This is a genomic window from Phaeobacter sp. S60 (assembly GCF_000826845.1).
In the GTDB taxonomy this organism is placed as follows: Bacteria; Pseudomonadota; Alphaproteobacteria; order Rhodobacterales; family Rhodobacteraceae; genus Phaeobacter; species Phaeobacter piscinae.
The window spans coordinates 359824-384695 of sequence record NZ_JSWJ01000011.1; the positions used below are offsets into that span (position 1 = coordinate 359824).

At 60.3% G+C, this 24872-nt stretch carries 25 protein-coding genes; 11 read left to right on the forward strand and 14 right to left on the reverse strand.

From position 1 onward, the window contains the following. Positions 1-14 precede the first annotated feature (14 nt). A complete protein-coding gene (locus OO25_RS11645) occupies positions 15-896 on the reverse strand; it encodes a LysR substrate-binding domain-containing protein (RefSeq protein WP_040180218.1) in 882 nt (293 codons plus the stop codon). A gap of 118 nt (positions 897-1014) precedes the next feature. On the opposite strand from OO25_RS11645, the gene glyA reads away from it, so the two are divergent. Continuing rightward, complete coding sequence (gene glyA, locus OO25_RS11650) at positions 1015-2322, forward strand: serine hydroxymethyltransferase (protein ID WP_040180338.1); 1308 nt, start codon at positions 1015-1017, stop codon at positions 2320-2322. Between the two features lie 126 nt (positions 2323-2448). Here glyA and OO25_RS11655 read toward each other — a convergent pair whose 3' ends face one another. The 4 genes from OO25_RS11655 to OO25_RS11670 form a co-directional block, all read right to left on the reverse strand. Continuing rightward, positions 2449-3162 (reverse strand): serine protease, encoded by a 714-nt coding sequence (locus tag OO25_RS11655; RefSeq protein ID WP_040180220.1) that lies wholly within the window; start codon positions 3160-3162, stop codon positions 2449-2451. A gap of 590 nt (positions 3163-3752) precedes the next feature. Continuing rightward, positions 3753-6797, reverse strand: a complete 3045-nt coding sequence (locus OO25_RS11660) for an efflux RND transporter permease subunit (protein ID WP_040180222.1) — start codon at positions 6795-6797, stop codon at positions 3753-3755. An 11-nt stretch (positions 6798-6808) separates the two neighbouring features. Then, complete coding sequence (locus OO25_RS11665; protein ID WP_040180223.1) at positions 6809-7852, reverse strand: efflux RND transporter periplasmic adaptor subunit; 1044 nt, start codon at positions 7850-7852, stop codon at positions 6809-6811. Positions 7853-7855: 3 nt separating this feature from the next. Then, the gene (locus OO25_RS11670; protein ID WP_040174104.1) at positions 7856-8353 is read right to left on the reverse strand and encodes a MarR family winged helix-turn-helix transcriptional regulator; all 498 of its coding nucleotides are present in this window, start codon (positions 8351-8353) and stop codon (positions 7856-7858) included. 211 nt (positions 8354-8564) lie between these two features. Between OO25_RS11670 and OO25_RS11675 the strand changes: the two genes are divergently transcribed. Next, a complete protein-coding gene (locus tag OO25_RS11675) occupies positions 8565-9689 on the forward strand; it encodes a beta-ketoacyl-ACP synthase III (RefSeq protein ID WP_040180224.1) in 1125 nt (374 codons plus the stop codon). Positions 9690-9788: 99 nt separating this feature from the next. Here the strand turns inward: OO25_RS11675 and arsH are convergent, their stop codons facing one another. Further along, positions 9789-10538: an arsenical resistance protein ArsH gene (gene arsH, locus OO25_RS11680; RefSeq protein ID WP_052465665.1), complete on the reverse strand. Its 750-nt coding sequence runs from the start codon at positions 10536-10538 to the stop codon at positions 9789-9791. A 1-nt stretch (position 10539) separates the two neighbouring features. Then, a complete protein-coding gene (locus OO25_RS11685) occupies positions 10540-11001 on the reverse strand; it encodes a hypothetical protein (RefSeq protein ID WP_040173954.1) in 462 nt (153 codons plus the stop codon). 387 nt (positions 11002-11388) lie between these two features. Here OO25_RS11685 and OO25_RS11690 point away from each other — a divergent pair, with 387 nt between their 5' ends. Beyond that, positions 11389-11988: a thymidine kinase gene (locus OO25_RS11690; RefSeq protein ID WP_040173952.1), complete on the forward strand. Its 600-nt coding sequence runs from the start codon at positions 11389-11391 to the stop codon at positions 11986-11988. A gap of 61 nt (positions 11989-12049) precedes the next feature. On the opposite strand, the gene OO25_RS11695 is transcribed toward OO25_RS11690, so the two are convergent. The 5 genes from OO25_RS11695 to OO25_RS11715 all read right to left on the reverse strand — a co-directional run bounded on the left by OO25_RS11695 (position 12050) and on the right by OO25_RS11715 (position 15342). After that, positions 12050-12976 carry a D-glycerate dehydrogenase gene (locus OO25_RS11695; RefSeq protein WP_052465666.1) on the reverse strand — a complete coding sequence of 309 codons (927 nt, stop codon included), beginning with the start codon at positions 12974-12976 and terminating at the stop codon, positions 12050-12052. Positions 12977-13002: 26 nt separating this feature from the next. Further along, complete coding sequence (locus OO25_RS11700) at positions 13003-13341, reverse strand: tRNA-binding protein (RefSeq protein WP_040173948.1); 339 nt, start codon at positions 13339-13341, stop codon at positions 13003-13005. Beyond that, a complete protein-coding gene (gene proC, locus OO25_RS11705; protein WP_040180226.1) occupies positions 13334-14161 on the reverse strand; it encodes a pyrroline-5-carboxylate reductase in 828 nt (275 codons plus the stop codon). The genes OO25_RS11700 and proC overlap by 8 nt, the downstream gene beginning before the upstream one ends. Positions 14162-14218: 57 nt before the next feature. Continuing rightward, positions 14219-14719, reverse strand: a complete 501-nt coding sequence (locus tag OO25_RS11710; RefSeq protein ID WP_040180227.1) for a YbjN domain-containing protein — start codon at positions 14717-14719, stop codon at positions 14219-14221. 374 nt (positions 14720-15093) lie between these two features. Beyond that, positions 15094-15342: an accessory factor UbiK family protein gene (locus OO25_RS11715; protein ID WP_040180341.1), complete on the reverse strand. Its 249-nt coding sequence runs from the start codon at positions 15340-15342 to the stop codon at positions 15094-15096. A gap of 96 nt (positions 15343-15438) precedes the next feature. Between OO25_RS11715 and lgt the strand changes: the two genes are divergently transcribed. The 5 genes from lgt to OO25_RS11735 all read left to right on the forward strand — a co-directional run bounded on the left by lgt (position 15439) and on the right by OO25_RS11735 (position 19555). Then, positions 15439-16341 carry a prolipoprotein diacylglyceryl transferase gene (gene lgt, locus OO25_RS11720; protein WP_040180228.1) on the forward strand — a complete coding sequence of 301 codons (903 nt, stop codon included), beginning with the start codon at positions 15439-15441 and terminating at the stop codon, positions 16339-16341. Continuing rightward, complete coding sequence (locus OO25_RS11725) at positions 16338-17405, forward strand: class I SAM-dependent methyltransferase (protein WP_040180229.1); 1068 nt, start codon at positions 16338-16340, stop codon at positions 17403-17405. Before lgt ends, OO25_RS11725 begins: the two co-directional genes overlap by 4 nt. Further along, positions 17402-18169 carry a peptidoglycan editing factor PgeF gene (gene pgeF, locus OO25_RS11730; protein WP_040180232.1) on the forward strand — a complete coding sequence of 256 codons (768 nt, stop codon included), beginning with the start codon at positions 17402-17404 and terminating at the stop codon, positions 18167-18169. Before OO25_RS11725 ends, pgeF begins: the two co-directional genes overlap by 4 nt. Before the next feature lie 205 nt (positions 18170-18374). Continuing rightward, positions 18375-18527 carry a hypothetical protein gene (locus OO25_RS22975; RefSeq protein WP_165587462.1) on the forward strand — a complete coding sequence of 51 codons (153 nt, stop codon included), beginning with the start codon at positions 18375-18377 and terminating at the stop codon, positions 18525-18527. Between the two features lie 251 nt (positions 18528-18778). Beyond that, positions 18779-19555: a Hint domain-containing protein gene (locus OO25_RS11735; RefSeq protein WP_040180233.1), complete on the forward strand. Its 777-nt coding sequence runs from the start codon at positions 18779-18781 to the stop codon at positions 19553-19555. Positions 19556-19653: 98 nt separating this feature from the next. Here the strand turns inward: OO25_RS11735 and OO25_RS11740 are convergent, their stop codons facing one another. Further along, a complete protein-coding gene (locus OO25_RS11740; protein ID WP_024096392.1) occupies positions 19654-20154 on the reverse strand; it encodes an Lrp/AsnC family transcriptional regulator in 501 nt (166 codons plus the stop codon). 242 nt (positions 20155-20396) lie between these two features. On the opposite strand from OO25_RS11740, the gene trxB reads away from it, so the two are divergent. From trxB to OO25_RS11755, 3 genes are all read left to right on the forward strand, one after another. Further along, complete coding sequence (gene trxB / locus OO25_RS11745; protein ID WP_040180234.1) at positions 20397-21338, forward strand: thioredoxin-disulfide reductase; 942 nt, start codon at positions 20397-20399, stop codon at positions 21336-21338. A 5-nt stretch (positions 21339-21343) separates the two neighbouring features. Next, positions 21344-21679: a ribonuclease E inhibitor RraB gene (locus tag OO25_RS11750; protein WP_040180342.1), complete on the forward strand. Its 336-nt coding sequence runs from the start codon at positions 21344-21346 to the stop codon at positions 21677-21679. A 183-nt stretch (positions 21680-21862) separates the two neighbouring features. After that, positions 21863-23938 carry a bifunctional sulfate adenylyltransferase/adenylylsulfate kinase gene (locus OO25_RS11755; protein ID WP_040173937.1) on the forward strand — a complete coding sequence of 692 codons (2076 nt, stop codon included), beginning with the start codon at positions 21863-21865 and terminating at the stop codon, positions 23936-23938. A gap of 72 nt (positions 23939-24010) precedes the next feature. On the opposite strand, the gene OO25_RS11760 is transcribed toward OO25_RS11755, so the two are convergent. Further along, positions 24011-24871, reverse strand: a complete 861-nt coding sequence (locus tag OO25_RS11760) for a hypothetical protein (protein ID WP_040180235.1) — start codon at positions 24869-24871, stop codon at positions 24011-24013. Position 24872 lies beyond the last annotated feature (1 nt).

The window sequence follows — 24872 nt, forward strand, 5'->3', positions numbered from 1 at the left end:
TCGCAACTGCCTCTCTATTTCAGTAGCCCCAATATGGTCTCATGCGCCGGGCCTCTTCTGGCGCGCGGTGGCTGGACAAGGATAAGCTGGCGCCCGCTGTCCGCGATAAGATCCTTGAACGGACACATCAGGCTGCCCTGACCCAGCGCATCAGCAACCAAAGCCTCATGCCCCATCAGCACACCGGCTCCGGCAATCGCCTGCTGCAGCGCCAGGCTATAGAGCGAATAGGCTGGGCCGCTATCGGCATTTGGCAGAACCAGTCCGGTGCTCTTGCACCACTGCGTCCAATCCCCGGCCCAGGTCTGATCCTGCAACAGGGCGACCTGTGACAGGTCTTCCGGATGGTTCAGCCCCGCAGCAACCGCCGGAGCGCAAACCGGAAAGATCCGGTCTCCCTGCAAGACCAGCGCTGCCTCCGGGCGCTCCTCAGGTGAGGCGTAGAAAATCGCAAAATCAAAGAGTTCACGGTTGAGATTTGGAGGTTCCTCCATCGCCGTGACGGAGATTTTCAGATCTGGCAGCGCCCTGCGCAATCGGTCGAGCCGCTGCGGCAACCACAGTTGCGCAATGGAAGGCAGGGCGGCGATATGTAGCTCCTGGACCGGTCGTAGCGATCGCAAGGCCTGCGTCGCCGCACCCAGCGCATCAAACGCCTCCACGAAGCTTGGCAACAGCGCCTGCCCCGCCGCGGTCAGCAGCACCCCCTGCGGGTTGCGCTGAAATAGCGGCGTGCCCGTCCAGTCCTCCAGCGCCTTTACCTGCTGGGACACCGCGCCGGGTGTCACGCCCAATTCCTGTGCCGCAGCAACGAAACCGGAGAGGCGCGCGGCAGCCTCAAACGCCCGCATCGCGTTCAAAGGAGGCCCCTTGGGGCGTCTGGGGGAGACAGTCATGGCAGCTCGCTTCAGGCTTAGTTTTTCTACGCCAACAAATAGCAAATCTGGTTTGCCCGGTCACGCCCATCAAGCGCAAAGTGAGCACAGGCAGAGCTATCCATAGATGGAGGATCAGATGACTCAAGCGCCCCACAGCTGGCTTCCCGAAGCAAGTATCACCCGGATCGAGGACATCACCCGGGCCACGGCCGGTGCAGCATCCGATCAATTGCTGGATCGTATCGCGACCCTGGTCGAAGAAAACCGTGTGATCCATGAGGCAGACTGTTTCAACCTCAACCCGGCCACCAATGTGATGAACCCAAGGGCGGAGTCTTTGCTTGCTTCGGGTCTGGGGTCGCGCCCGTCGCTGGGGCATCCCGGCGATAAATATGAGATGGGATTAGAGGCCATTGAAGAAATCGAGGTGATTGCAGCGCGTCTTGCCTGCGAGGTCTTCAATGCGGAATTTTCCGAAATCCGCGTGCCGTCCGGCGCGCTCGCCAATCTCTACGGCTTTATGGCAACCTGCCGCCCCGGCGATACCATCATTGCACCGCCCGCCAGCATCGGCGGACATGTGACCCATCACGCCGCCGGCTGTGCCGGGCTTTATGGGCTACGCAGTATCGATGCACCAGTGCTCGAAGATGGCTATACCGTCGATCTGGAGGCCCTTCAGCAGCTCGCAGAGCGGGAACGCCCCAAGCTGATTACCATCGGCGGCAGTCTCAACCTGTTTGAACACCCCGTTGCAGGCGTGCGGGCGATCGCGGATCAGATTGGCGCCAAGGTCATGTTTGACGCGGCCCATCAATGTGGGATCATCGCAGGGAAGGCCTGGGCCGATCCGCTGGCCGAGGGCGCCCACTTCATGACCATGAGCACCTACAAGAGCCTTGGTGGTCCTGCCGGTGGGCTGATCGTCAGCAACGATGCCGAAATCGCCAAGGCGCTGGACAGCATCGCCTTTCCCGGCATGACGGCGAACTTTGATGTGGCAAAATCCGCAGCCCTCGCGGTGACCCTGCTGGACTGGCGCGATCACGGCCGGGCCTATGCGTCCGAAATGATTGCGATGGCAAAGAGCCTTGCAGCCGCGCTGGAGGCAGAAGGCTTGCCACTGTTCAAAACAGCCGACGGCATCACCATGTCCCATCAGTTTGCGCTGCGCGCCGAGATCTATGGTGGCGGGCAGGCCGCGTCAAAACTGCTGCGACGGAATGGGTTTCTGGCCTGCGGGATCGGCCTGCCCCTGCCTGCGGTTGAGGGCGATATGAACGGCCTGCGGATCGGCACGCCAGAGCTGGTGCGCTGGGGCATGACCAGCAAAGATGCCGTCGCCTTGGCCACGCTAATCGCGGCCGCTTTGCGTGGAGAGCCGGTTCAGGATCAGGTTTCCGCGTGGCGGCGACAGTTTGACCGGCTCCATTTCGTCAACTGACGCGCCTCCGATCCCGTCCTGAACAAACCCCGGAGCAGGTGCTCCGGGGTTATTGACCGATTGGGTGCCGCCCACCCCCCACAGACGCAATTGTGGGAAACGGAGCGGAGGCTGGGCGGGCCCAGCTCAGCCCGCGCGGCGCATTAGCCTGCGCAGCGATCCATCAAAGGTGGTGGCCAGCGACACCCGTTTGCGGCCCATCTGAGCCTTGGCCGAAATCACGGAAACCAGCATCGGCGTGCCACCTTTGCGCATCTGTAAAACAGGCGACCCTGAGGCACCATATTCTACCCGACAAGAGGTCACCAGAGTTTCGCTTCTGGTCGAAAGGATCCGGCATCCTTGCTCACGGGCCGGGCGGGTTGCCTGATTTATAGTGTAGGACAGCACGTCGACACTTTCACCGGGTGTTGGAGCTGCTGCCAATAAGAACGGGCGGATCTTACTCCCCGCAATTGGACGATCCAGGCGCAAAACTGCAATATCGCTGCCCGCTTCGCTGCGACTGGACCAGCTGTGGCGATATCCGGGATGGATAACTGCTTTCACAACCCTGCGTGAGGCCTTGGCCCTGCGTCCATTGAGACCGGCCTCGAATTTGATGCTTCGCGGGTTCACCGCCTGACCGGTTTGCGGATTGTAGAGACAATGCGCGGCGGTCAGTACCAGATTGGCCGCGATCAGACTGCCGGTACACATATTGCGCCCGGCAATATTGAGCCGTCCGACAGCTTCCCATCCCTGCACGGCCCTAACTCCGGCAGACTGCGCCTCCACAGATAGGCTCAGGGTTGTACTCGAAATAATAGCAGCGGCGATCAGCCGGATAATGCGTTTCATGGTCCACTCCGATTTTTTCCCACATCGCCATCTTCGGGGTCGGCTGAGGCTGGAATGCGGCTTGGAGTTGTGGAGAGCTGTCAGAAAGGCGCGCAGAATGTGACATGTTTAACAATCAGTTAACGCGCACGGCGACTGCGGTCATAGGACTGCCATAGCACTATATTTTCCTTAACCTCTCTGAACATTTTTAGGGAAATTTCGCTCAAACATCGGAAAAAATGTCATTTTTCCAGCAAGGATTTCAGTGCGATTTTTCCTGTGGATACGGGCCGGGCGCTGAGATCTGGAAAGGAATCGCGGGGATTAAGGCGGAATTTGGCCCGCCCACTGGCAATTGGGGCGAATCCCGTCGGTGCTTTGCCACCGCATAAGTCTTAAGAGATCATGCGCGGATCACAGCAGGATTTTGCCGCTGAAATACCAGCAGCCGCGCCTGTATTTGCCCTGCACGGGGACCGTACCGCTTTGCCTATGCCGCTCCACAGGCCATCTTGCGGACCCAGCCCCGCAATCAGAAGGTGATCTGCACAACAAAAAAGCCCCGGTTCTGCAACCGGGGCTTTCTCTTGAAATATCAGGCGCAGTGATCAGGTTGCGGCGGCCTGCTCGCGTTTTTCATCCCGTCCGAAGAAGATCAGATAGAACACAGGCGCGGCCACCAGGGTCAGGACAGTGGCAAAAGCCAGCCCCCCCATGATGGTGATCGCCATCGACACAAAGAAGGCATCGGTCAGCAGCGGTGCCATGCCAAGGATGGTTGTAACCGCCGCCAGCATGACCGGGCGCAGACGCGACACGGACGCCTCGACAATGGCCTCGCGCAGCGGTTTTCCTTCCGCCCGGACCAGATCAATTTCCTCAACCAAGACAATACCGTTCTTGATCAGCATGCCAGAGAGGCTGAGCAGACCGAGAAGCGCGGTAAAGGTGAAGGGCATACCAGTTCCAAGGAGGCCAATCACCACCCCGTTCACCGACATCGGCACCAACAGCCAGATGATGATCGGTTGGCGGATCGCATTGAACAGCAGCACCGAAATCAGCACCATAATCAGGATCGTGACCGGCAGCTGCTTGCCAAGGCTGGCATTGGCGTCGGCAGAGTTCTCATGCTCCCCGCCCCACTCCATTGTGTAGCCCGCAGGCAGCTGGATCTCCTCAATGGTGTCTTTGACCTGCGAGAAAACACTGGCTGCGGTCAGGTCTGCTGGAATGTCTGCACCAACGGTCAGCGTGGGCACACGATCACGGCGATGGACAAGGGTGTTTTCAACCACCACGTCAATCCCGTCGACCATCTGCTCAAGCGGCACAAATTTACCTGCCGCCTCAGAGAACACCAGCTGATCCATCAGATTATATTCACCAACCTCGGCACGGCGCAGAACGATTGGGATCAAGCGATCCCGCTCGCGGAACACACCCGCCCGCAGACCATCGGTGGAGAACTGCAGCGCATCCGCGATAGCCTCCCGCGTGACACCGGCAGTTTGCGCCCGGTCCGTGGCATAAATCGGCTTCAGCGTGATTTCCTGCTCGCGCCAGTCCTGACGCACACTCAGAATATCTGGTGTCGCCTGTTTCAGACGCTGCATTGCCTCCTCACCCAGCTGCCGCAGCACCCGGGGGTCAGGCCCGGCAAACCGCACCTCAATCGGGGCGCCCCCACCGGGGCCAAAGACCAGCCGTTTGGTGCGGAATTCGCCCTCAGGGAAGCGCCCCTTACCAAAGGCCTCCAGATCCGCCTGCAGCGCCGGGATCGCCTCAAGGCTGGTGGCCCGGATGATGAGGTGCCCATAGCTGGGGGTTGGATCTTCGGAATCATAGGTCAGCATGAAACGCGTGGCCCCCTGCCCGACAAATGTGCTCGTTGTTTCCACATCGTCCCGCTCTGCCAGCCACTCCTCAAACACACGCATATGCTGTGAGGTGGTGGTGATCGACGTGCCCTGCGGCAGCTTGTAGTGCACGAAGAACAACGGCGTGTTGGAGTTGGGGAAAAACTGCTGCTTCACCTGGCCAAAGCCAATAAAGCACAACACTGTGATCGCGATAAGCCCCGGCACCACAAACCAGCGCAGTGTCAGCGACAGCCGCAGAATCTTGCTGTAGGTGCGGAACAGGATCCCGGAATAGGCATCATGATCGTCACCGCTCCCCTGTTTAAAGAAGTAGTGAGCCAGAAGCGGCGTGGCCGTCAGCGCCAGAAGCCAGCTGAGCAGCAGCGAAATACCAATCACCGCAAACAGCGAGAACATGAACTCACCGGTTGAATCCGGGCTGAGGCCGATACCGGCAAAGGCCATGATGCCAATGACGGTTGCCCCCAGCAGCGGGATCTGGGTTTTTGATGCTGCCTCATGCGCGGCCTCGCGAGAATTCCGCCCCCGCGCCATGGAGATCTGCATACCTTCCGCCACAACGATGGCGTTATCCACCAGCATCCCCATCGCAATGATCAACGCGCCAAGGGAAATCCGCTCCATTTCAATGGAGAAGAAATTCATGAACATCAGCGTTCCGACAACCGTGAGCAACAGCGTGGTGCCCACAACGATGGCGGCCCGCCAGCCCATGAAGACCGCCAGCACGATCACCACGATGCCGACCGACATCGCAAGATTCACCAGGAAGTCATTGGACGCCTGATCGACGACGACATGCTGCTGGTAAATCGGTTTCAGCTCAACACCGTAAGGGATCTGACTGTCCAGCTCAGCCAGACGCGCATCCACCCGCTGGCCCACCTCAACGATATTTTCTGTCGCCAGACCTGCAACCCCAATGGTAAAGGCCTCAACACCGTCAAAGCGGATGATCTGGGACGGGTCATCCACCCGGCCACGATGGACATCGGCCATGTCGATAATATTGATGACCTCGCCCTGAGACCCCACAGTAAGACCCGCAATTTCCGTCACGGAGTCGGAGCCTTCCGGAGCGCTGACGCGCGTCTGCACCGGCCCGTTGTCAACTTGGCCCGCAGAACGCACCGAATTGGCCGTGGCCAGAGCGTTCGACACTGCATTGATCGGAATGTTCTGGTTTACCGTGATCGCCATCTTCGGTTCGACAAAGATCGCCTCTTCCGGCAGGCCAGCGATTTCGACATCGGCCACGCCATCCACCGCCAGCAGTTCACGGCGCAGGAAGGTCGCCAGTTCGTGACGCTCCGCATCAGTGTACCCCTCGGCTGTCACCGCATAGAAGACGCCGAACACATCCCCGAACCCGTCATTGACGAAGGGGGTGCTCACCCCCTCGGGCAATTCGCGGGCCGCATCTTCAACCTCACTGCGCAGCTTGGTCCAGAGGGCCGGCAGCTCGCTTCCGTCAAAAGTGTCCTGCATCTCAACGTCGATGCGCGACAGCCCCGGCTGGTTCATTGAGGTGATCTGTTTCACCTCTCCCATCTTCTGGATCGCCGATTCCAGCGGTTCAGAGACTTCCAGTGCCACCTGCTCAGCGCTGGCACCGGGATATTGGGTGATGACCACCGCCTGTTTGATGGTGAAGGCCGGGTCTTCGAGCCGTCCGAGGTTCAGGAACCCCCAGATCCCGCCAAACAGCGCGGCAAGCATGATGAGCCATGTATAAAGCGGCCGATTGATCGACCCGCGTGCAATGTCCATAAGATCCGCCCTCAGTTGGTGAAGCCGGTGAAGCGGCGCACGGCCTCACCATCGGCGAGCGCGCCGCCACCGGTCAGCACGATTTCTTCACCGCCCTGCAGACCGGAGGTGATCTCAATCTGGCCACCATCGGTGGCGGAGGTTTCAACCTTGGTCCAGGTCACGGTGCCCTCATCCCCACCTTTGGGCGAAAACAGCATTACGCCAGGCTCACCATTGGCGGCGGGCACAATTGCGGTCGGTGGAACCACGATGGCTGATAGCCCGGTATCCACAGTGACCCGTACGGTCGTGGACGCCCCGGGGAAGACCTGACGGTCCTTTGGCGGATCCAAGCGGAAGGTCACGCGATAGGTCTGGCCAACGCTGCTGGCCTCGGCATCGAATTCCAGAATTTCCAGCGGATATGCAGTGTCGCTGTTTGGAAAGGTTGCGGTGATCGTCAGGGCGTCATTGTCTTCCCCCTGCTGGAACAGCACTTCAGGCACATCGACCTCAATGTGGAGTTCCGACATGTCGTGCAAACGCACAACCGGCGCACCCGCGCTGACGGTGCTGAACAACGCTACCTCCCGGCTGGAAACCAACGCATCAAATGGGGCGTTCAGAGTTGCATGTTCCAGCGCGTAATCCGCATCCCGCAGAGCAATCCGCGCCAGACCCGCCTGGGTCTCGGCATCGTCGATGGAGACCTGGCTAACGGTGCCAGTCAGTTTTTCCAGACGTGTGACCGTGCGATCTGCCTGTTCCTTCTGCAGCTGCGCCTGACCAAGTTTCAGCTCAAACGGTTCGAGGTCCAGTTCAGCAACCAGCGCCCCCTTTGGCACAAAGGCACCTTCTGTCACGGGAAACTTCACCACCTGACCGCCAACCTGGAACGCCAGATCAACCGTTTCCTTGGCGGCAACCTGACCGTAAAACTCGCGGTGGATGGGCATTGCGCCGGACTGTGTTTCCATCAGTTTGACAGGTTTCAGGGCATCCGCGGCAAGTGCCGGTCCCCCTGCCAACATCAGCGCGGCGATACCGGCAATGACTCTCGAACTCAGCTGCATAAGTTACTCCTTCCGAAGCGGATTCGCGTCCGCCGCTACAACAGTGTCATGGATTTTGGCCGAAAGGGCCGCAAATTGTTGGATTTCGTCCCGGTCAAGCCCGGAAATGCGCTGAAACAGCTCAGACATCGCCGCCACCAGGCGATCCCGCTTGACCACACCATCCGGCGTTAGTGACAAAAGCCAAGCGCGCCGATCCTGAGGATCGCGGCTGCGCCAGATCAGCCCTTGTCGTTCCAGACGGTCTGCCGCCGCAGTCACCGAAGAGGGAACGGTCTGCAGCATTCGTGCCAGTTCCCCCATACGGGATGGGGTCCCAAGACGCACCAGGATGTGACATTCCATTCGGCTCAATTCGGGCATATCAACGCTGTCTTCGATGCAGGCATCAATGCGCCAATAGAGCGCAAAAACGCCCAACATCGCGCAGACCTCCGGGCGGGTCTCGCGCGAAGCCTGGTCAGTATCATGGTCAGAAATCTTGTCGGAGTCTCGAATCATATCGCCACCGCCTTCAGGGGGCATATACTTCAAAATTCGAACTATTCAAGGAAGGAAGTTTTCTAAGCGCCTCAAACCGGCTGCGGCCCCCTCCCTGTGGCGTTGACGTAGGAGCAGCTATTGCCATGAGCCATGGCGCCAGACTTGACCTGACAGGGGGAAGATGCCCAGATATGCAGCACTTTTTGAAAACCACCCGAAGGTCCAGCGCATGTTCACACCCGCCATCACCGGCACGGGCGTCTTCACCCCGTCACAGACGATCACCAACGCCGAGCTGGTCGCGGCATTCAATGCCTACGCAGACAAGACCAATGCCGAAAATGCTGAGGCGATTGCCGCTGGCGAGATGGAGCCGTTGGCGCATTCCTCGGAGGAGTTCATCCTCAAGGCTTCCGGCATCGAGCAGCGCTATGTGATGGACAAAAGCGGCGTTCTGGATCCCGAGGTGATGCACCCGCTGTTGCGTCAACGCAGCGATGATGAGCCGTCAATCATGGCAGAGATGGCGCTGGATGCCGCCAAAAAGGCGCTGGCGCAGGCAGGCAAGACCGCTGCCGATGTTGATGCGGTAATCTGCGCGGCCTCCAATAAGGAACGCGCCTACCCTGCGCTGGCAATCGAAATTCAGGATCTGCTGGGCATTGAGGGCTTTGCCTTTGACATGAATGTCGCCTGTTCCTCAGCCACCTTTGGCATTCAGGCCGCTGCCGATATGGTGCGGTCGGGGTCAATCCGCGCGGCATTGGTGGTGAACCCGGAGATATGCTCCGGCCATCTGGAATGGCGCGACCGCGATTGTCACTTCATCTTTGGCGATGTGGCGACAGCGACCCTGATCGAGCGCAGCGAAGACGCAACGGGAGCTTATTTCGAGATCCTGTCGACCCGCTGCGCCACCAGTTTCTCCAACAACATCCGCAACAACAATGGCTACCTGCGCCGCTCCCGCCCGGACGGCGTCGAGGATCGCCGCGACATGCAGTTCATGCAGAACGGCCGCAAGGTGTTTAAGGAAGTGCTGCCGATGGTCAGCCAGCACATCGCCGAGCATATGGAGGCTGAAGGGGTTGCAAACACCGACCTGAAGCGGCTCTGGCTGCATCAAGCGAATAAGACGATGAATGATTTCATCGGCAAGAAAGTCCTCGGCCGCACGCCGGAGGCCGGTGAACAGCCCAATATCCTGCAGGATTACGCCAATACATCCTCAGCTGGGTCAATCATCGCTTTCTCGAAATACTCAGACGATCTGGTCGCGGGGGATCTTGGGCTGATCTGTTCGTTTGGGGCAGGCTATTCCGTGGGTTCCGTTATCCTGCGCCGCGTTGCCTGAACCTTCGCAGGCTCGCCCTAATACACAACATGAGCCATAGAAAAGGGCCTGCCGAGTGTGGCAGGCCCTGTTTTATAACGGAGCACCTGACGATCCGGGCTATTTCTGCGACACCCGCTGATGCACGGCTTCGACATCTTCAACCCGCTCGGAATAGCGGTCGACCAGGTAATCCTTGCGGCCACGGGTCAGCCAGGTGAATTTCACCAACTCTTCCATCACATCGACAACCCGGCGATAGAACGGACCGTCAGGCAGTCGCTCGCCCTCGCCAAATTCCAGCCAGGCTCGGGGAATGGAGGACTGGTTGGGTATTGTGATCATCCGCATCCAGCGGCCCAGGATGCGCATCTGATTGACCGCATTGAAGGATTGCGACCCACCGGAGACCTGCATCACCGCCAGCGTCTTGCCCTGCGTGGTGCGGATGCCGCCCTTCAGCGACAGCGGCAGCCAGTCGATCTGCGTCTTCATGATACCGGTCATCGCGCCATGGCGTTCGGGGCTGGACCAGACCATGCCATCGCTCCAGACCGCCAGATCACGCAGTTCGGTGACCTTGGGATGTCCCTCGGATCCTTCGTCATCCGGCAGGGGCAATCCGCTCGGATCAAAGATCCGCGTCTCACAGCCCAGCGCGCGCAGGATCCGCGCAGCCTCCTCGGCGACTTTTCGTGAATAGCTTACAGACCGCAACGACCCGTAAAGGAGCAGAATACGCGGTGGATGCTGCGGATCGTCCGCCGCTGCCAGACCAACAACATCAATCTGCGGCAATGCAGCGTCAACGAGCGCAGGCAGATCCTTGGCCGCTCGTGCTCCAAGCGTCGCGGCCTTCCCCGTTGACATCTCAGCCACTCTCTTCTTCCAGATGCAGTTTCATATCCAGCAACACCTGCTGCAACATCACCGTTTCGCGCAGCAGTCGCTTGGCCTCGTTGATGGTGATAATTCCATCGGCCATCGCCTCCTGATATTCACTCATCAAGGTGGCGAAACGCTGGCTCAGTGCGATCACATCGGCATTGACGCCACCGCTGCGGGCCTCTGACGCCGCGCTTGCCTCACAATACGATAGGGTGATGTTCTTTAGATCCGCCAGACCAGATGTCACATGCGGAAAGGAGGCCGCCGCCTCAAGCTTGGCCACCGCATCAACCGGCATGAAGCGATCGGCGTGTTCGGCATTATCCGAGTAATATCGGCCAAGCGTCGCCTTGGATTTCCCTGTGATCTGGCAGGCCGCCTCGATCCCCACATCCTTGACCAGCGCCTCGGTGTGTTTTTTTAGATAAGTACCTATGTCTGCCATATAAATTCTACCTGCATATGACCGCTTCCCCATTGGGGAAGAAACGCGTTAATTTCCCATTCACGACACTTAAAGGAAATGCGAACCTATTTCTATCCCTAAGGTTTTAAGGGACTTACAGCGCTGATCCAGGTCTTACGACAGGGAAATGTGTTGGGGGCGGAGGCGTGTTTCGTGGGCCTTCGCTGGTGGGCAATTTCCGTCCAGTTTGCGCCCTGCTGCGGGTGTCGTGTGGTTCGTTTCTCGGGTTGTTTCGCCTCGGACCGACATCAGCGTGCAGGGTGCTTCACGGATGGCTCACCCAAGCCCGCCCTGCCATTCCACATCTGGCCGCATCTGATGAAGAAAACCGTTTCCTCCGGGGGGCACTGCGGCTAAATCAGCCCCATGGCCAAGCTTTACTTTCATTACTCCACCATGAATGCCGGCAAATCGACGGTGCTCTTGCAAGCCTCGCATAACTACCGCGAGAACAATATGGACACCTATCTGCTGACTGCGGCGTTGGATGACCGCGCCGGTCAGGGGCGGATTGCCTCCCGCATCGGGATCGGCGCCGAGGCGGATATGTTTCGCCCCGGCGAGAACCTGTTTGACAAGGTCGCCAACCGTCTGGCCAAGGGCCCGGTCGCCAGTATCTTTGTCGATGAGGCGCAGTTTCTGTCGCCGGATCAGGTCTGGGATCTGGCACGGGTGGTGGATGATCTGCGGGTGCCGGTGCTGTGCTACGGGCTCAGGGTCGATTTTCAGGGCAAGCTGTTTCCGGGATCGGCGACGCTGCTGGCGCTGGCTGATGAGATGCGCGAGGTGCGCACCATCTGTCACTGCGGCAAGAAGGCGACCATGGTGATCCGGCAGGATGATCAGGGGCGGACCATCACCGAAGGGGCCCAGGTACAGATCGGCGGCAATGAAACATATGTGTCGCTCTGCCGTCGCCACTGGCGACAGGCCACGGGTGACCTGCCTGCGGAGGCGTCTGACTGACGCACTCAGACCAAAACTAAGGCGGGGCACATACTCTCCGCGCCCCAACCTTTGCATTTTGTCAAACCGGCGAAATCAGCGGCTTCCCAGCCAGGAAGGCCGCCACATTGTCCAGCGCAAGATGTCCCATATCGCTGCGGACCTCCTCCGTGGCTGTGCCCAGATGCGGCAGGAGCGTGACCTGCTCCATCTGCCGCAGCGCCAAAGGCACCTCTGGTTCGAACTCATAGACATCCAGCCCGGCCCCGGCGATCTGCCCCGTCTGAAGGGCCGAAATCAGCGCCGCCTCATCCACGACCTCGCCACGGGCGATATTGATCAACAGCGCCTCAGGCCGCATCGCCGCCAGAACCTCCGCATTGATCAGGTGCCGGGTCTCGGCACCGCCCGGTACTGCCAGCACCAGCACATCGACACTTGCCGCCAAGGCATTCAGGCTGTCGGCCCGGACCGCCGGAAAGCCCGGTGATTTTTCACTGCGCGCCAGATAGCTGACCGACATGCCAAAACCAAAGTGACAGCGCCGCGCGATGGCCTCACCAATGCGACCGAAGCCGACGATACCCACATGTTTGCCGGTCAGATGCAGCCCCAGCATCTGGGTTGGATGCCAGCCCTGCCATTGACCGGAGCGGACCAGCCGCTCCCCCTCGCCCGCCCGGCGCGCGGTCATCAGCATCAGCGTCAGCGCGGTATCGGCGGTGGCATCGGTGACCGCGCCCGGTGTGTTGCTGACCGCAATGCCCGCAGTTTTCGCGGCGTCGACGTCAATGTGATTGTAGCCGACGCCAAAATTGGCCAGCAGCCTGCACCGAGGTGCGGAGATCCCGGCAAAGCTCGCCGCGTCGAACTGATCGCCAAGGGTGGGCATAACGATATCAAACTCACGCAGCGCCCGCTGGCGGTCCTCGGCACTCAGTGGCGTTGTCTCCTGCCGGATCTCGACATCGAATTCCGATCGGGCACGCGCCTCAACAGCCGCGGTCATCGGACGGGTAATCCAGAGTTTCCCGCTCAATGCATCCGCCCCCCAAGTGGTACAGCCCCATCCGGGCCGATCAACATGATTTCGCCCGCCTCGTCCGGCAGCCCCAGAACCAGCACTTCTGACATGAATTTGCCGATCTGCCGGGGCGGAAAATTGACCACCGCCATCACCTGTCTGCCCAAGAGTTTTTCCGGGGTGTAATGTGCCGTGACCTGCGCCGAGGTTTTCTTGACGCCGATCTCGTCGCCGAAATCCACCCACATCTTGATCGCGGGTTTGCGGGCCTCGGGGTAGTCCTCAGCGCGCACAACCTCGCCGACGCGGATATCGACCTTCAGAAAATCGTCGAAACTGATGTTATCCACGCGACAGCTCCTTTGACCGGTGGGAGGCCGCCGCCACCGCGCGCCGCAGCAAGGGTGGGAAGCCGTTGTCCGCGTCCATCAGCACCTCCAACGCAGCTTGTGTCGTGCCATTGGGGCTGGTCACATTGACGCGCAGCTCTGCTGGGGTTTCCTCTGCTGCTTCCGCCAGCGCGCCTGCCCCCGCCACGGTGGCCTTGGCCAACTGCATGGCAAGATCCGTCGGAAGCCCCTCGGCCTCACCTGCTGCCGCAAGGGTTTCAATCAGGTGAAAGACATAGGCCGGACCGGAGCCGCTGACCCCGGTGACCGCGTCCATCTGCGCCTCGGCTTCCAGCCGGACCGTCTGACCGATGGCCTGCAGCAGCGTCTCCGCACGGGTCACGTCGTCCGCAGAGGCACAGGCGTTGCCGATGATCGCCGTGATGCCACGCCCGACCGCAGCCGGTGTGTTCGGCATCGCTCGCACAATCGGCGTGTTGGCGCCAAGCAGGTTTTCGTAGGTGGCGATTGAGGTCCCGGCGGCCACGGAAATGAACAGCGTCTCGCCATTGCCAAGCTGTTGCAGCTGCGGCAGTGCTTCGCCCATCATCTGCGGCTTGACCGCGATCAACACGATCCCCGGTGCATCGGCACCCGCCTCAGGCAGCGGCGCGTTGATGTGAACACCTGTCTGACGCAGCCAATCGGACGGGTTGGGATCGATCACCCAGACAGCCTCCGGGGATACCCCCCGGTCAAGCCAGCCCGCCAACATGGCCGAGCCCATCTTGCCGCAGCCCAAAAGCGCGATGCCGCGCGCTGCGATCTCTGAAACCTGCATCTTTCCCCTCCCCTGATCGGATCTCCGGCCCCATGCGGGACCGGTTCGGGGATAGGTTTACGCGCGCCCGTAAGCCTCTGCAATGGCGACCTGAAGCGCGTCACGCGGCGACTGCCCGCCCCAGACCATCAGCTGGATGGCCGGATAGTAGCGTTCGCAATTGGCGACAGCGGAGTTGATCATCGTGTCGATCTGCTCCGGGCTGGCCACCTGACCGCCGGTCAGCACCAACCCATAACGATAAAGCATCAGCTTATGATCGGGCCAGAAGGTAAAACCGCCGGCCCAGCACTGATCGTTCATCTCGTTGATCAGCTCATAGAGCCTTGGCAGCTGGTCCTTCGGCGGCTCCATCTCAAAGCTGCACACCATCCGCAGGGTTTCTTCATAGCCGGACCACGCCAGTGTCAGCGAATAAGTTCGCCACTGACCTTCCACCGCCATCGCGATCTGATCGTCACCTATGCGGTCGAAATCCCAATCATGGTCCGAGGCCAGATGTTCGACGATGTCGATAGGGTGATTTTCGTCTTCCAGAAAATGTTCGGAAAGAGCCATGTTGCCACCTCTCTGATCTCTAGCAAAAGAGATGCGGGGCACCCCCAATTGCTAGCGGCCTGCTCAATAAGGAGAGGAGACTTTCCTCTTCTCCTACTAGATATGGTGGAGGCAGCGAGAGAGTCTGGCAACCCTTTATTTGGGGATAACTGCAATAAGTTGTGGACGAACCGTCCATACCCTCAAAATATCGTGACAGCGCCGTGAGTTTGAGATTGGACGCGGTTGCAGGCATCAAGATCGCGCACTGCACCCCACATACCGGCAGAAGAATGGCGCACAGCCCAGACGGGGCCGTGCGCCAATGAATGTTGCAGATCGGATATTTCAGCCATTCCCTGGGTGTGTCCCCCAGGAACAGCACCGGGAGAGCGTCAGCCGGATTTGCCCGCTTCCAGCGCATCAAGCCGCGCTTTCAACGCCTCATTCTCCTCGCGGGCTTTCTGCGCCATGGCGCGCACCGCGTCGAACTCCTCGCGGGTCACGAAATCGCGATCCGCCAGCCAACGGTCGATCAACCCCTTCATCGCGGTCTCCGCCTCTTCCCGCGCGCCATGGGCCACGCCCATGGCATTGGTCATCAGCTGAGAAATATCATCCATGATCTTGTTGCGCGTCTGCATTGTCTTCTCCATGTCTGCCTTGCCCCCTATATGGGCATCAACACCGGCGGCGGCAAGCCGTTGACACTGCAGCCCCTGCAAAGGCATTGACGGCATATGCATGCATTCTTCCTCCAGTTCCCCGATCTGACCCCGGAAATTTTCACAATTGAGCTGTTTGGCAGCCAATTCGCTCTACGCTGGTATGCGCTGGCCTATATCGTCGGCATTGTCATTGCCTGGCGGCTTGCGGTGGCGGCGCTGCGACGCCCCGCCCTATGGCCCGGCGCGCAGCCGCCAATGAAAGCGGCACAGGTTGAGGATTTGCTGACCTGGATCATCCTCGGTGTCATCCTGGGCGGGCGGCTGGGCTATGTGCTGTTTTATCAGCCGGGCTATTACCTTGCGAACCCCACCGAAATTCTGCGCATCTGGCAAGGTGGCATGGCGTTTCATGGCGGTCTGCTCGGCGTGATTCTGGCGACTTGGCTTTACGCGCTGCGCCACAATATCCCGCGCCTGCAGATTGCCGATCTGGTGGCCCATACGGTGCCGCCGGGGCTGCTGCTGGGGCGGCTTGCAAATTTCAACAATGCCGAACTTTGGGGCCGGGCAACTGATCTGCCCTGGGGCGTGGCCTTTCCGGGGCGCGCAGCGCAGTCCTGCGGTCAGGCGCTGGGGGAGATCTGCGCGCGCCACCCCTCGCAACTTTATGAGGCGCTGCTGGAAGGGTTGATCCTCGGCGCGGTTCTGCTGTGGCTGGTCTACCGGCGCGCCGCGCTGCGCCAGCCCGGCTGGATCACCGGTGTGTTTCTTGCAGGCTATGGTGCGGCGCGATTTGCGGTCGAATTTGTACGCCAACCGGATGCGCAATTCGTAACAGCCGAGAACCCGCTTGGCCTCGCCTGGGAGATCAGCGGATATGGGCTGACCATGGGGCAGCTGTTGTCCTTGCCGATGATTGCCATCGGAGTCTTTCTGGTACTGCGCCGCCGCTCCACTACTGAGGTCCCCGCATGAGCCTGAGCGACCACATCGCGACCCGCATCCGCGCCGAGGGACCGATTTCGGTTGCGGACTACATGGCGGAGGCGCTGCTGCACCCGACCTATGGCTACTACACAACCCGCGACCCGCTGGGCCGCGCGGGCGATTTCATCACCGCGCCGGAGATCAGCCAGATGTTCGGAGAGCTGATCGGGCTGGCACTGGCGCAATGCTGGCTGGATCAGGGCAGCCCTAACCCGTTTATTCTGGCCGAGCTTGGCCCGGGTCGCGGCACGTTGATGGCGGATCTGCTGCGCGCCACCAAACAGGTGCCGGGGTTCCACGACGCCATGCAAATCGCGCTCCTCGAGGCCTCCCCCACCCTGCGCGCCCGGCAGGCGGAGACCTTGAGCGATTACGCCCCTCTTTGGCACGACACCATCACAGCGCTGCCCGAGCAGCCGCTGTTTCTGATCGCAAATGAATTCTTCGATGCGCTGCCGGTGCGTCAATTTCTGCGAGATGGCGACGGCTGGCGCGAAAAATCCGTCGGGCTGCAGGACGGCATGCTGAGCTTTGGCCTTGGCGCGGTGACACCGCAACCGGCGCTGGCGCATCGTCTTGAGGACACCCGCGATAATGATCTGGTGGAACTGTGCGAAGCAGCGCAGCCCATGGTGCAGACCATCGCTGCCCGGATTTCGCACCACGGCGGCGCCGCGCTGATCGTGGACTATGGCGACTGGCGATCCCTGGGGGATACGCTGCAGGCCCTGCGCGCCCATGCACCCAGCGATCCGCTCACTGATCCCGGCAGCGCCGATCTGACCACCCATGTTGATTTTGAGGCACTGGCACTGACCGCGAAGGCCGCAGGTTGCAGCCATAGCCGGCTGACCCCACAGGGCGTGTTTCTGGAGCGTCTGGGCATCACCGAACGCGCGCAGACGCTAGCCGCGCGGCTGGAGGGGAACGCCCTGCAATCTTTGATTGCTGCACATCGGCGGTTGACGCACCCTGAGGAAATGGGAAACCTGTTCAAAGTGCTGGGGATTTTCCCCATGCAGGCCTCACCTCCACCGGGATTGAACGCATGACGCTGGAAATTCTCATCTCCGACTTGTTGAATGGCACCAAACATGGGTTTTTCACCCGGCGCGGTGGCGCGTCTTCAGGGATCTTTGCGGGGCTGAACTGCGGGCTTGGTTCGTCCGATCAGCGGGAAGCCGTACAGATCAACCGGACCCGAGCTGCCGCCGCGATGGACGCACCGCCGGAGGCGCTCGGCCGGGTAAATCAGGTGCATTCGGCCAATGTCCTGACCATCTCCGATGTGCGACAAGACAATATTCAGGGCGACATTCAGGCCGACGCGATGGTCACGAATGTGCCCGGTGTGGTGCTGTCCATCCTGACCGCTGATTGCCAGCCTGTGCTGTTCCACGACGCCGAGGCAAAGGTGGTCGGCGCCGCCCATGCGGGCTGGCGCGGCACGCTGGACGGCGTTCTAGAAGCCACCTTGGATGCCATGGAACAGCTGGGGGCGAGCCGTCAAAACACCCGCGCGGTTATCGGCCCCACAATCTCGCAGCGCGCCTATGAAGTCGGCCCGGAGTTCTTTGATGACTTCATGATGCAGGATGCGGACAACGCCCGATTTTTTGCCAATGGTGAGGGCGACCGGTATCTCTTTGACCTGCCATCGCTGGGCCTGCAAAAACTCCGCAGCGCAGGCGTGGCAGAGGCGGCCTGGACCGGTCATTGCACCTATTCCGACGCGGAACGGTTCTACTCCTACCGCCGTGCGACCCACCAGAAAGAGGCAGATTATGGTCGCCTCATTTCCTGTATCCGCCTGTAATCACCGCGGCCTTCATCATGTGACACGACATTGAATTCCGGTGCAAAACAGCGCCGGAGTATGGTGTGATAGCGCGCGCAGATCTGGCGAAGTTCCGGTGAATTCCACAGATCGGCCACATTGCTGGCGCATTGGCAGGCGACAAAGGTCGGGACTACAGCGTGCGGGCGACAGGAGGTTGCCCCGCCCCGACAGGAGACGCCTCATGAAACCGAAATCGCGCTTCATCAAATCGATTGTGGCCGCCGCCAAGACCGAAGAGGTCCGCCTGCCCTGGACCCGTGGCGCCACCCGGCAAACCGCGATTGAACGCCGCCATCAAACCCCGTCGCAGCAGGCAGCTGTCAAAAGCGCCTGAACTGCACCCCGGCTCACAACAAGCCGGGGACCATGAATACCGGCCTGACATCGTCCACCAATGTTCAGGCCAGGCGGCGACCTCTGCCCAAGCGGGACCCGCCGCGATTACCTGCCCTGCTGGGCGCATACCCCGAACCGTGCGTATTGCGGATGGGGCACCCGGCAGGGATCAAACGGCTTTGGCGCGCTTTCTGCTCATCGCGCCGCCAAAGTCGACGTCTGTACAGTCATGAGAGAGGCAAGTTAGCCATGACCATACCTCAGTCGCTGCGACGCGCAGCTGCCAATGCGGTCGAAGCGAACGCCCTGTTGAAAGATCCAGCCGCCCAGCGCGGCGGCGCGCGGCCCCAGCTGCGCCGTTATGACGTCTGCAGCCTGTTACCCAATGGATCCATCGCCGAAACCCGCCACGTGGCGCCTTCGCTGCCGCTATTTGAGGAGGCCTTTACCGCCTTCTGCCGCGGCTCGTTGATTGAGACCTCCCAAGGCCCTATCGCCATCGAGGATCTTCTGCCGGGTGATGAGCTGATGACCTATGACGGGGAGGCCCAGCCGCTGGTGTGGAAAGGCTGTACCAGCCTGATTCCCGCCCGCAGCGGCCAGAACGGACGCAGCCATCGGCTGACCAGCTTCACTGCCGATAGCCTGGGCGAGGCGAAACCGATGTCAACGGTTGTCACGGGCCCAGCTGCGCGGCTGCTGCAACGCGCGCCCCTGCCAGGTCTTCAGCTGGAAAACGGTGCCGCACTGGTACCGGTACAGCAGTATCACGACGGTATGAGCATTGTGGAAACCGCGCCCCCGACGGCAGTAGATCTCTACCATATCTGCCTGCCCCGGCACGCGGTGATCAATGTCGGCGGTTTGCCGTTTGAAACCTATCATCCGGGGCCCGAGGCGCTGAAATTGGTGAGCCACGCAATCCGCACGCTCTACCTCAACCTGTTTTCCCATGTCGAGACGATTGCAGGCTTTGGTCCGCTGGCCTATCCGCGTGTTGCCCCCTCCGACCCGGATATGATCTGAGGTCCATTTTCGCGCGGCAAGGATGGTCAAACCTACGCAAAAGGCGCCCGCTCGCGGGGCGCCTTTTTTAGGGTCGCAGCCAAGGTTATCGGCCTTGATCAGGCCTCACGTGCGAGGCGCTGCTCCAGAACGTCAAATGGCACACCCGGCTCATCCTTGGCGCCACGGATGACCAGCGATGTCTTGACACTGGCCACATTCGGAGTGGTCAGCAGATCACTGGTCAGAAAGCTCTGGAAGGTGCTGAGATCAGGGGAGACGCATTTCAGGATGAAATCCACCTCACCGTTCAGCATGTGACACTCCCGCACCAGCGGCCATTCCCGGCATTTTGCTTCAAATGCGCTCAACTCGGCCTCGGCCTGACTCTCCAGCCCCACCATGGCGAAAACCTGCACCTCGAACCCCAGTTCGCGGGCATTGACTTCAGCGTGATAGCCCCGGATCAACCCCGCCTCCTCAAGCGAGCGCACACGGCGCAGGCAGGGTGGTGCGGAAATACCGACACGCTTGGCCAGCTCAACATTGGTCATGCGACCGTCGGCCTGCAATTCCGACAAAATCTTGCGATCAATCGGATCAAGGCGTGTTGTGACCATCTGGAAGCTCCTGTTGAAATTTCCGTTTGTTATACCAGCATCCAAAGCGCACGCAATATTATTTCAGTTGCGCGCAACAATATTTGCCAATGATAAGATGAAACCTCAGCATCTTAGTAAAACCGCTAAGGTCAGGACCGCCCATCTTCGCCCAAGCCAGGGCTTTAAGACGCCGCCGGGTGCAGTTATATGCATTGCCTGACGGCGGCAAGACCGCCCTATTCATCTACTGGGGAAATGAGATGAGCGACACGCGCCACACCAAGGTTCTGATCATCGGGTCCGGCCCGGCAGGCTATACTGCCGGTGTCTATGCCAGCCGCGCCATGCTGGAACCGATCCTGGTTCAGGGTATCGAGCCGGGTGGCCAGCTGACCACCACCACCGAGGTCGAGAACTGGCCTGGCGATACCGAGGTTCAGGGCCCGGATCTGATGGTGCGGATGCAAGACCACGCCAAGGCGATGGGTTGTGAGATCATCGGGGACATCATCACCGACCTCGACACCACCTCGCGCCCGTTCGTGGCCAAGGGTGACAGCGGCACTAACTATACAGCGGATGCGGTGATCCTCGCGACCGGCGCGCGCGCAAAATGGCTGGGCCTGCCCTCTGAGGAGAAATTCAAGGGCTTCGGCGTCTCCGCCTGCGCCACCTGCGATGGCTTCTTTTATCGCGGCCAGGAAATCGTCGTGATCGGTGGCGGCAACACTGCCGTGGAAGAGGCGCTGTTCCTGACCAATTTCGCCTCCAAGGTGACGCTGATTCACCGCCGGGATGAGCTGCGCGCGGAAAAGATCCTGCAAGACCGCCTGATGAAAAACCCGAAGATCGAGCCGCTGTGGTTCCATCAGTTGGAAGAAGTGGTCGGCACCGAGAACCCGCTGGGCGTTGAAGCGGTACGGGTGAAGAACGTCAAAACCGACGAGATCACCGAGATCCCCTGCAAGGGCGTTTTTGTCGCGATTGGCCACGCCCCGGCGACCGAGCTGGTAAAGGATGTGCTGGAAACCCACAACGGTGGCTATGTGAAGGTGACCCCCGGCACCACCGAAACATCTATTCCCGGTATTTTTGCCGCTGGTGACCTGACCGACCACAAATATCGCCAGGCTGTCACTTCCGCTGGTATGGGCTGCATGGCCGCGCTGGATGCCGAACGCTTTCTGGCAGAACAGGAGTGAGCGCCGTGGCGCATGATTTCAACAGCCAGAGGGCCGAGACATTCTCGGCCTTCTCAGATCTGCAAGCCGAGGGCGATCTGCCGTTTGAGGCCGATCTGGACCTGTTCTTTGTGCCTGGCAAGGCCGACAAAGAGTGGATGCCGCTGGCCGAAGCGCTGGCCGATCTGGGGTTTCATACCCAATGGGCCGAGGCAGAGGGCGACGAACCTGCAACGCTCATTGCGACAATGCCGGATCAGATCCTGTCAGCCTCCGCGATCTGGATGGTCGAAGAGGTGGCAACCCGCGTTGCGATCGACCACGGCTTTCAGCCCGATGGCTGGGGGTTTGCAGAGGGTTAACTCCCCCGCCGCCCTAGACTTCAAATCCCTGTTCCCGAGCAGGGATTTCACAGGACCGTCCGTTCCACTTGCGTTGCAATTTGGGAACGGCGGTCTTTTTCACTAACAGCGCAGTGGTTTGGCCTTTGCTGCGACTGCAAACCATGAGATGCGTTCACGCGTGAACACACTTTGAGTCGGACAATGCCACCCGTATCAGCATCTCTCAGCCATGAGGAGGAAGACCTGCTCTTTCGTATCCTCAGCCAGCTCGACAAGGCGCCTGACGCCTCGCAGCGGGCAACGGCGGCGGCTGTGGGCATCTCTCTGGGTCGGCTCAATGCGCAGCTGCGTGCAGCTGCTGAGGCAGGGCTTGTCAAGGTCAGCGAACGGGCCGGCCCTGATAAACGCCAACGCTTTGCCTATGCCCTCACCACCCGCGGTGCCGCCGAGAAGATCCGGCTCACCGATCAATTTCTCACCCGCAAGTTCGCCGAATATGACGCGCTGCATGCGGAACTCACCGGAACCACCAGTGGCCTCGTCCCATTTAAGTACAGGACCAAGTTGATGCAAAATAACCTTGCCCCCATCCCGGAGCTTTACGTCTCCTATGACTCCGCACAAAAGCTGAAGGTCGAAGCCGCAGAGCTGAAAAGCCACGACCTGAGCCCGCGCCAGATCTGCGATTTGGAACTGCTGATGAACGGTGGTTTCAACCCGCTGAAGGGTTTTCTGAACGAAGAAGACTACAACAGCGTCGTCGACACCATGCGGCTGGCCGATGGCACCCTCTGGCCGATGCCGATCACGCTGGATGTCTCTGAGGACTTCGCCGCCTCGCTGGAGATTGGCGAGGATATCGCATTGCGCGATCAGGAAGGTGTGATCCTCGGCACCATGACTGTGACCGACCGCTGGGAGCCTAATAAATCGCACGAAGCGGAAAAAGTATTTGGCGCCGATGACGACGCCCATCCGGCGGTGAACTATCTGCACAACACCGCAGGTAAGATCTATCTCGGTGGTCCCGTGACAGGCATCCAGCAGCCTGTCCACTATGATTTCCGCGGCCGTCGCGACACCCCGAACGAGCTGCGCGCCTATTTCCGCAAGCTGGGCTGGCGCCGCATCGTGGCCTTCCAGACCCGCAACCCGTTGCACCGTGCGCATCAGGAGCTGACCTTCCGCGCCGCGCGTGAGGCTCAGGCCAACCTGCTGATCCACCCGGTTGTTGGCATGACCAAACCCGGCGATGTTGATCACTTCACCCGCGTGCGCTGCTATGAGGCGGTGCTGGACAAATACCCGGCGGCCACCACCTCCATGTCGCTGCTCAATCTGGCAATGCGCATGGCGGGCCCGCGTGAGGCGGTCTGGCACGGGTTGATCCGCAAAAACCACGGCTGCACCCATTTCATCGTTGGTCGTGATCACGCAGGCCCCGGCAAGAACTCCGCCGGTGAGGATTTCTACGGCGCCTATGACGCGCAGGACCTGTTCCGTGAGCATCAGGAAGAAATCGGCATCGAAATGGTCGACTTCAAGCATATGGTCTATGTGCAGGAGCGCGCCCAGTATGAGCCGAATGACGAGATCGAAGATCGCGACAATGTCACCATCCTGAACATCTCTGGCACAGAACTGCGCCGCCGTCTGGCCGAAGGGTTGGAAATCCCTGAGTGGTTCTCCTTCCCTGAGGTGGTGAATGAGCTGCGCAAGACCAAGCCGCCGCGCTCCAAGCAGGGTTTCACCGTGTTCTTCACCGGCTTCTCCGGCTCCGGCAAATCCACCATTGCCAACGCGCTGATGGTCAAGCTGATGGAAATGGGCGGCCGCCCGGTCACCCTTCTGGATGGCGATATCGTGCGGAAAAACCTGTCTTCCGAGCTTGGTTTCTCCAAAGAGCACCGCGACCTCAACATCCGTCGTATCGGCTATGTGGCATCCGAGATCACCAAGAACGGTGGAATCGCCATCTGCGCGCCGATTGCGCCTTATGCCACCACCCGCCGCGCCGTGCGCGAGGATGTGGAACAGTTCGGCGCCTTTCTTGAGGTGCATGTTGCCACCTCGATCGAGGAATGTGAGCGCCGCGACCGCAAAGGCCTCTACAAGCTGGCACGCGAAGGCAAAATCAAGGAATTCACCGGGATCTCCGACCCCTATGATGTGCCGACAGATCCCGAGCTGCGCGTCGAGACCGAGAATGTCGACGTGGACAACTGCGCCCATCAGGTGCTGCTGAAGCTGGAAAACATGGGGCTGATTGCAGGCTGATTGCCCGCCCCGAGCAAAACACGACCAAGGCCGCCTTTCCGGGCGGCCTTTCTCTTTTGCGCTAAAGCTGTCTCAGAGGTTCGCTACCAGCGCCTCCGCCGCGCGCCGCTCGATCTCTCCATAGCGCGCAGCCTCAGACTTGATCGCCCGAAGCGCTGGCAGCCGCGCGGCATAGTCCCCTTCTGAAATCATTGAGATGGCAGCGCGCAGCTCCTCCGCCGAGGCGCAGACCATCATGCCGGTCGGATCAAGGAAATCGCTGATATTCGGGCACCCCCAATAGATCGGCACCGTTTCGCACAGGATCGCATCAATGAGTTTTTCGGAGAAGTAATTCCGCTCACGCACATTCTCGATCACCACGCTGTACCGATAAGGCGCCAGCCCGTCGGACTTTGCCTCAAAGGGCTGGTATCCGCGCCCCAGAATGGCGGCTTCAGGCTTTGTGCTTTGCAGATGCGCGACTATCTCATGGCGGAGCTTATGACCGGGATGATCGCGTTTGGCAGAGGCGATAACCGAAAGATCCGCGCATTTCTCCACGGTCAGATCCCGCCACTCCGGCACCCAGGTGGTCCCAAACGGCAGGAACACCCCATTGCCGATCCGGCCCAGCAGATCATCGTCATAGCTGAACACCCGGAAAAACCGGCGGCACGTCCAGGGCAACAGTCGATGATGCAGCGCCGACATGATCTTTGGCTCCATAACCATCATCGAAGTCTGCGCAGCACAGGGCCAGCGCGGCTGGAAATACATGGCCGTTTTGGCCCAGACGATCAGGTGGTCCCGCGCTGTCAGGTCTGCGACCTGCCCGCCGCCCAGCGCCTCAGGGCAGCCGAGCGGCCAATGCAAAGTGGAGAGGTCACGGCTGGCAAAGTTGCGGCTCAGTCTGGCCCCGTAAGGCACAACCGCAATCGCAGGTTCCCGCATC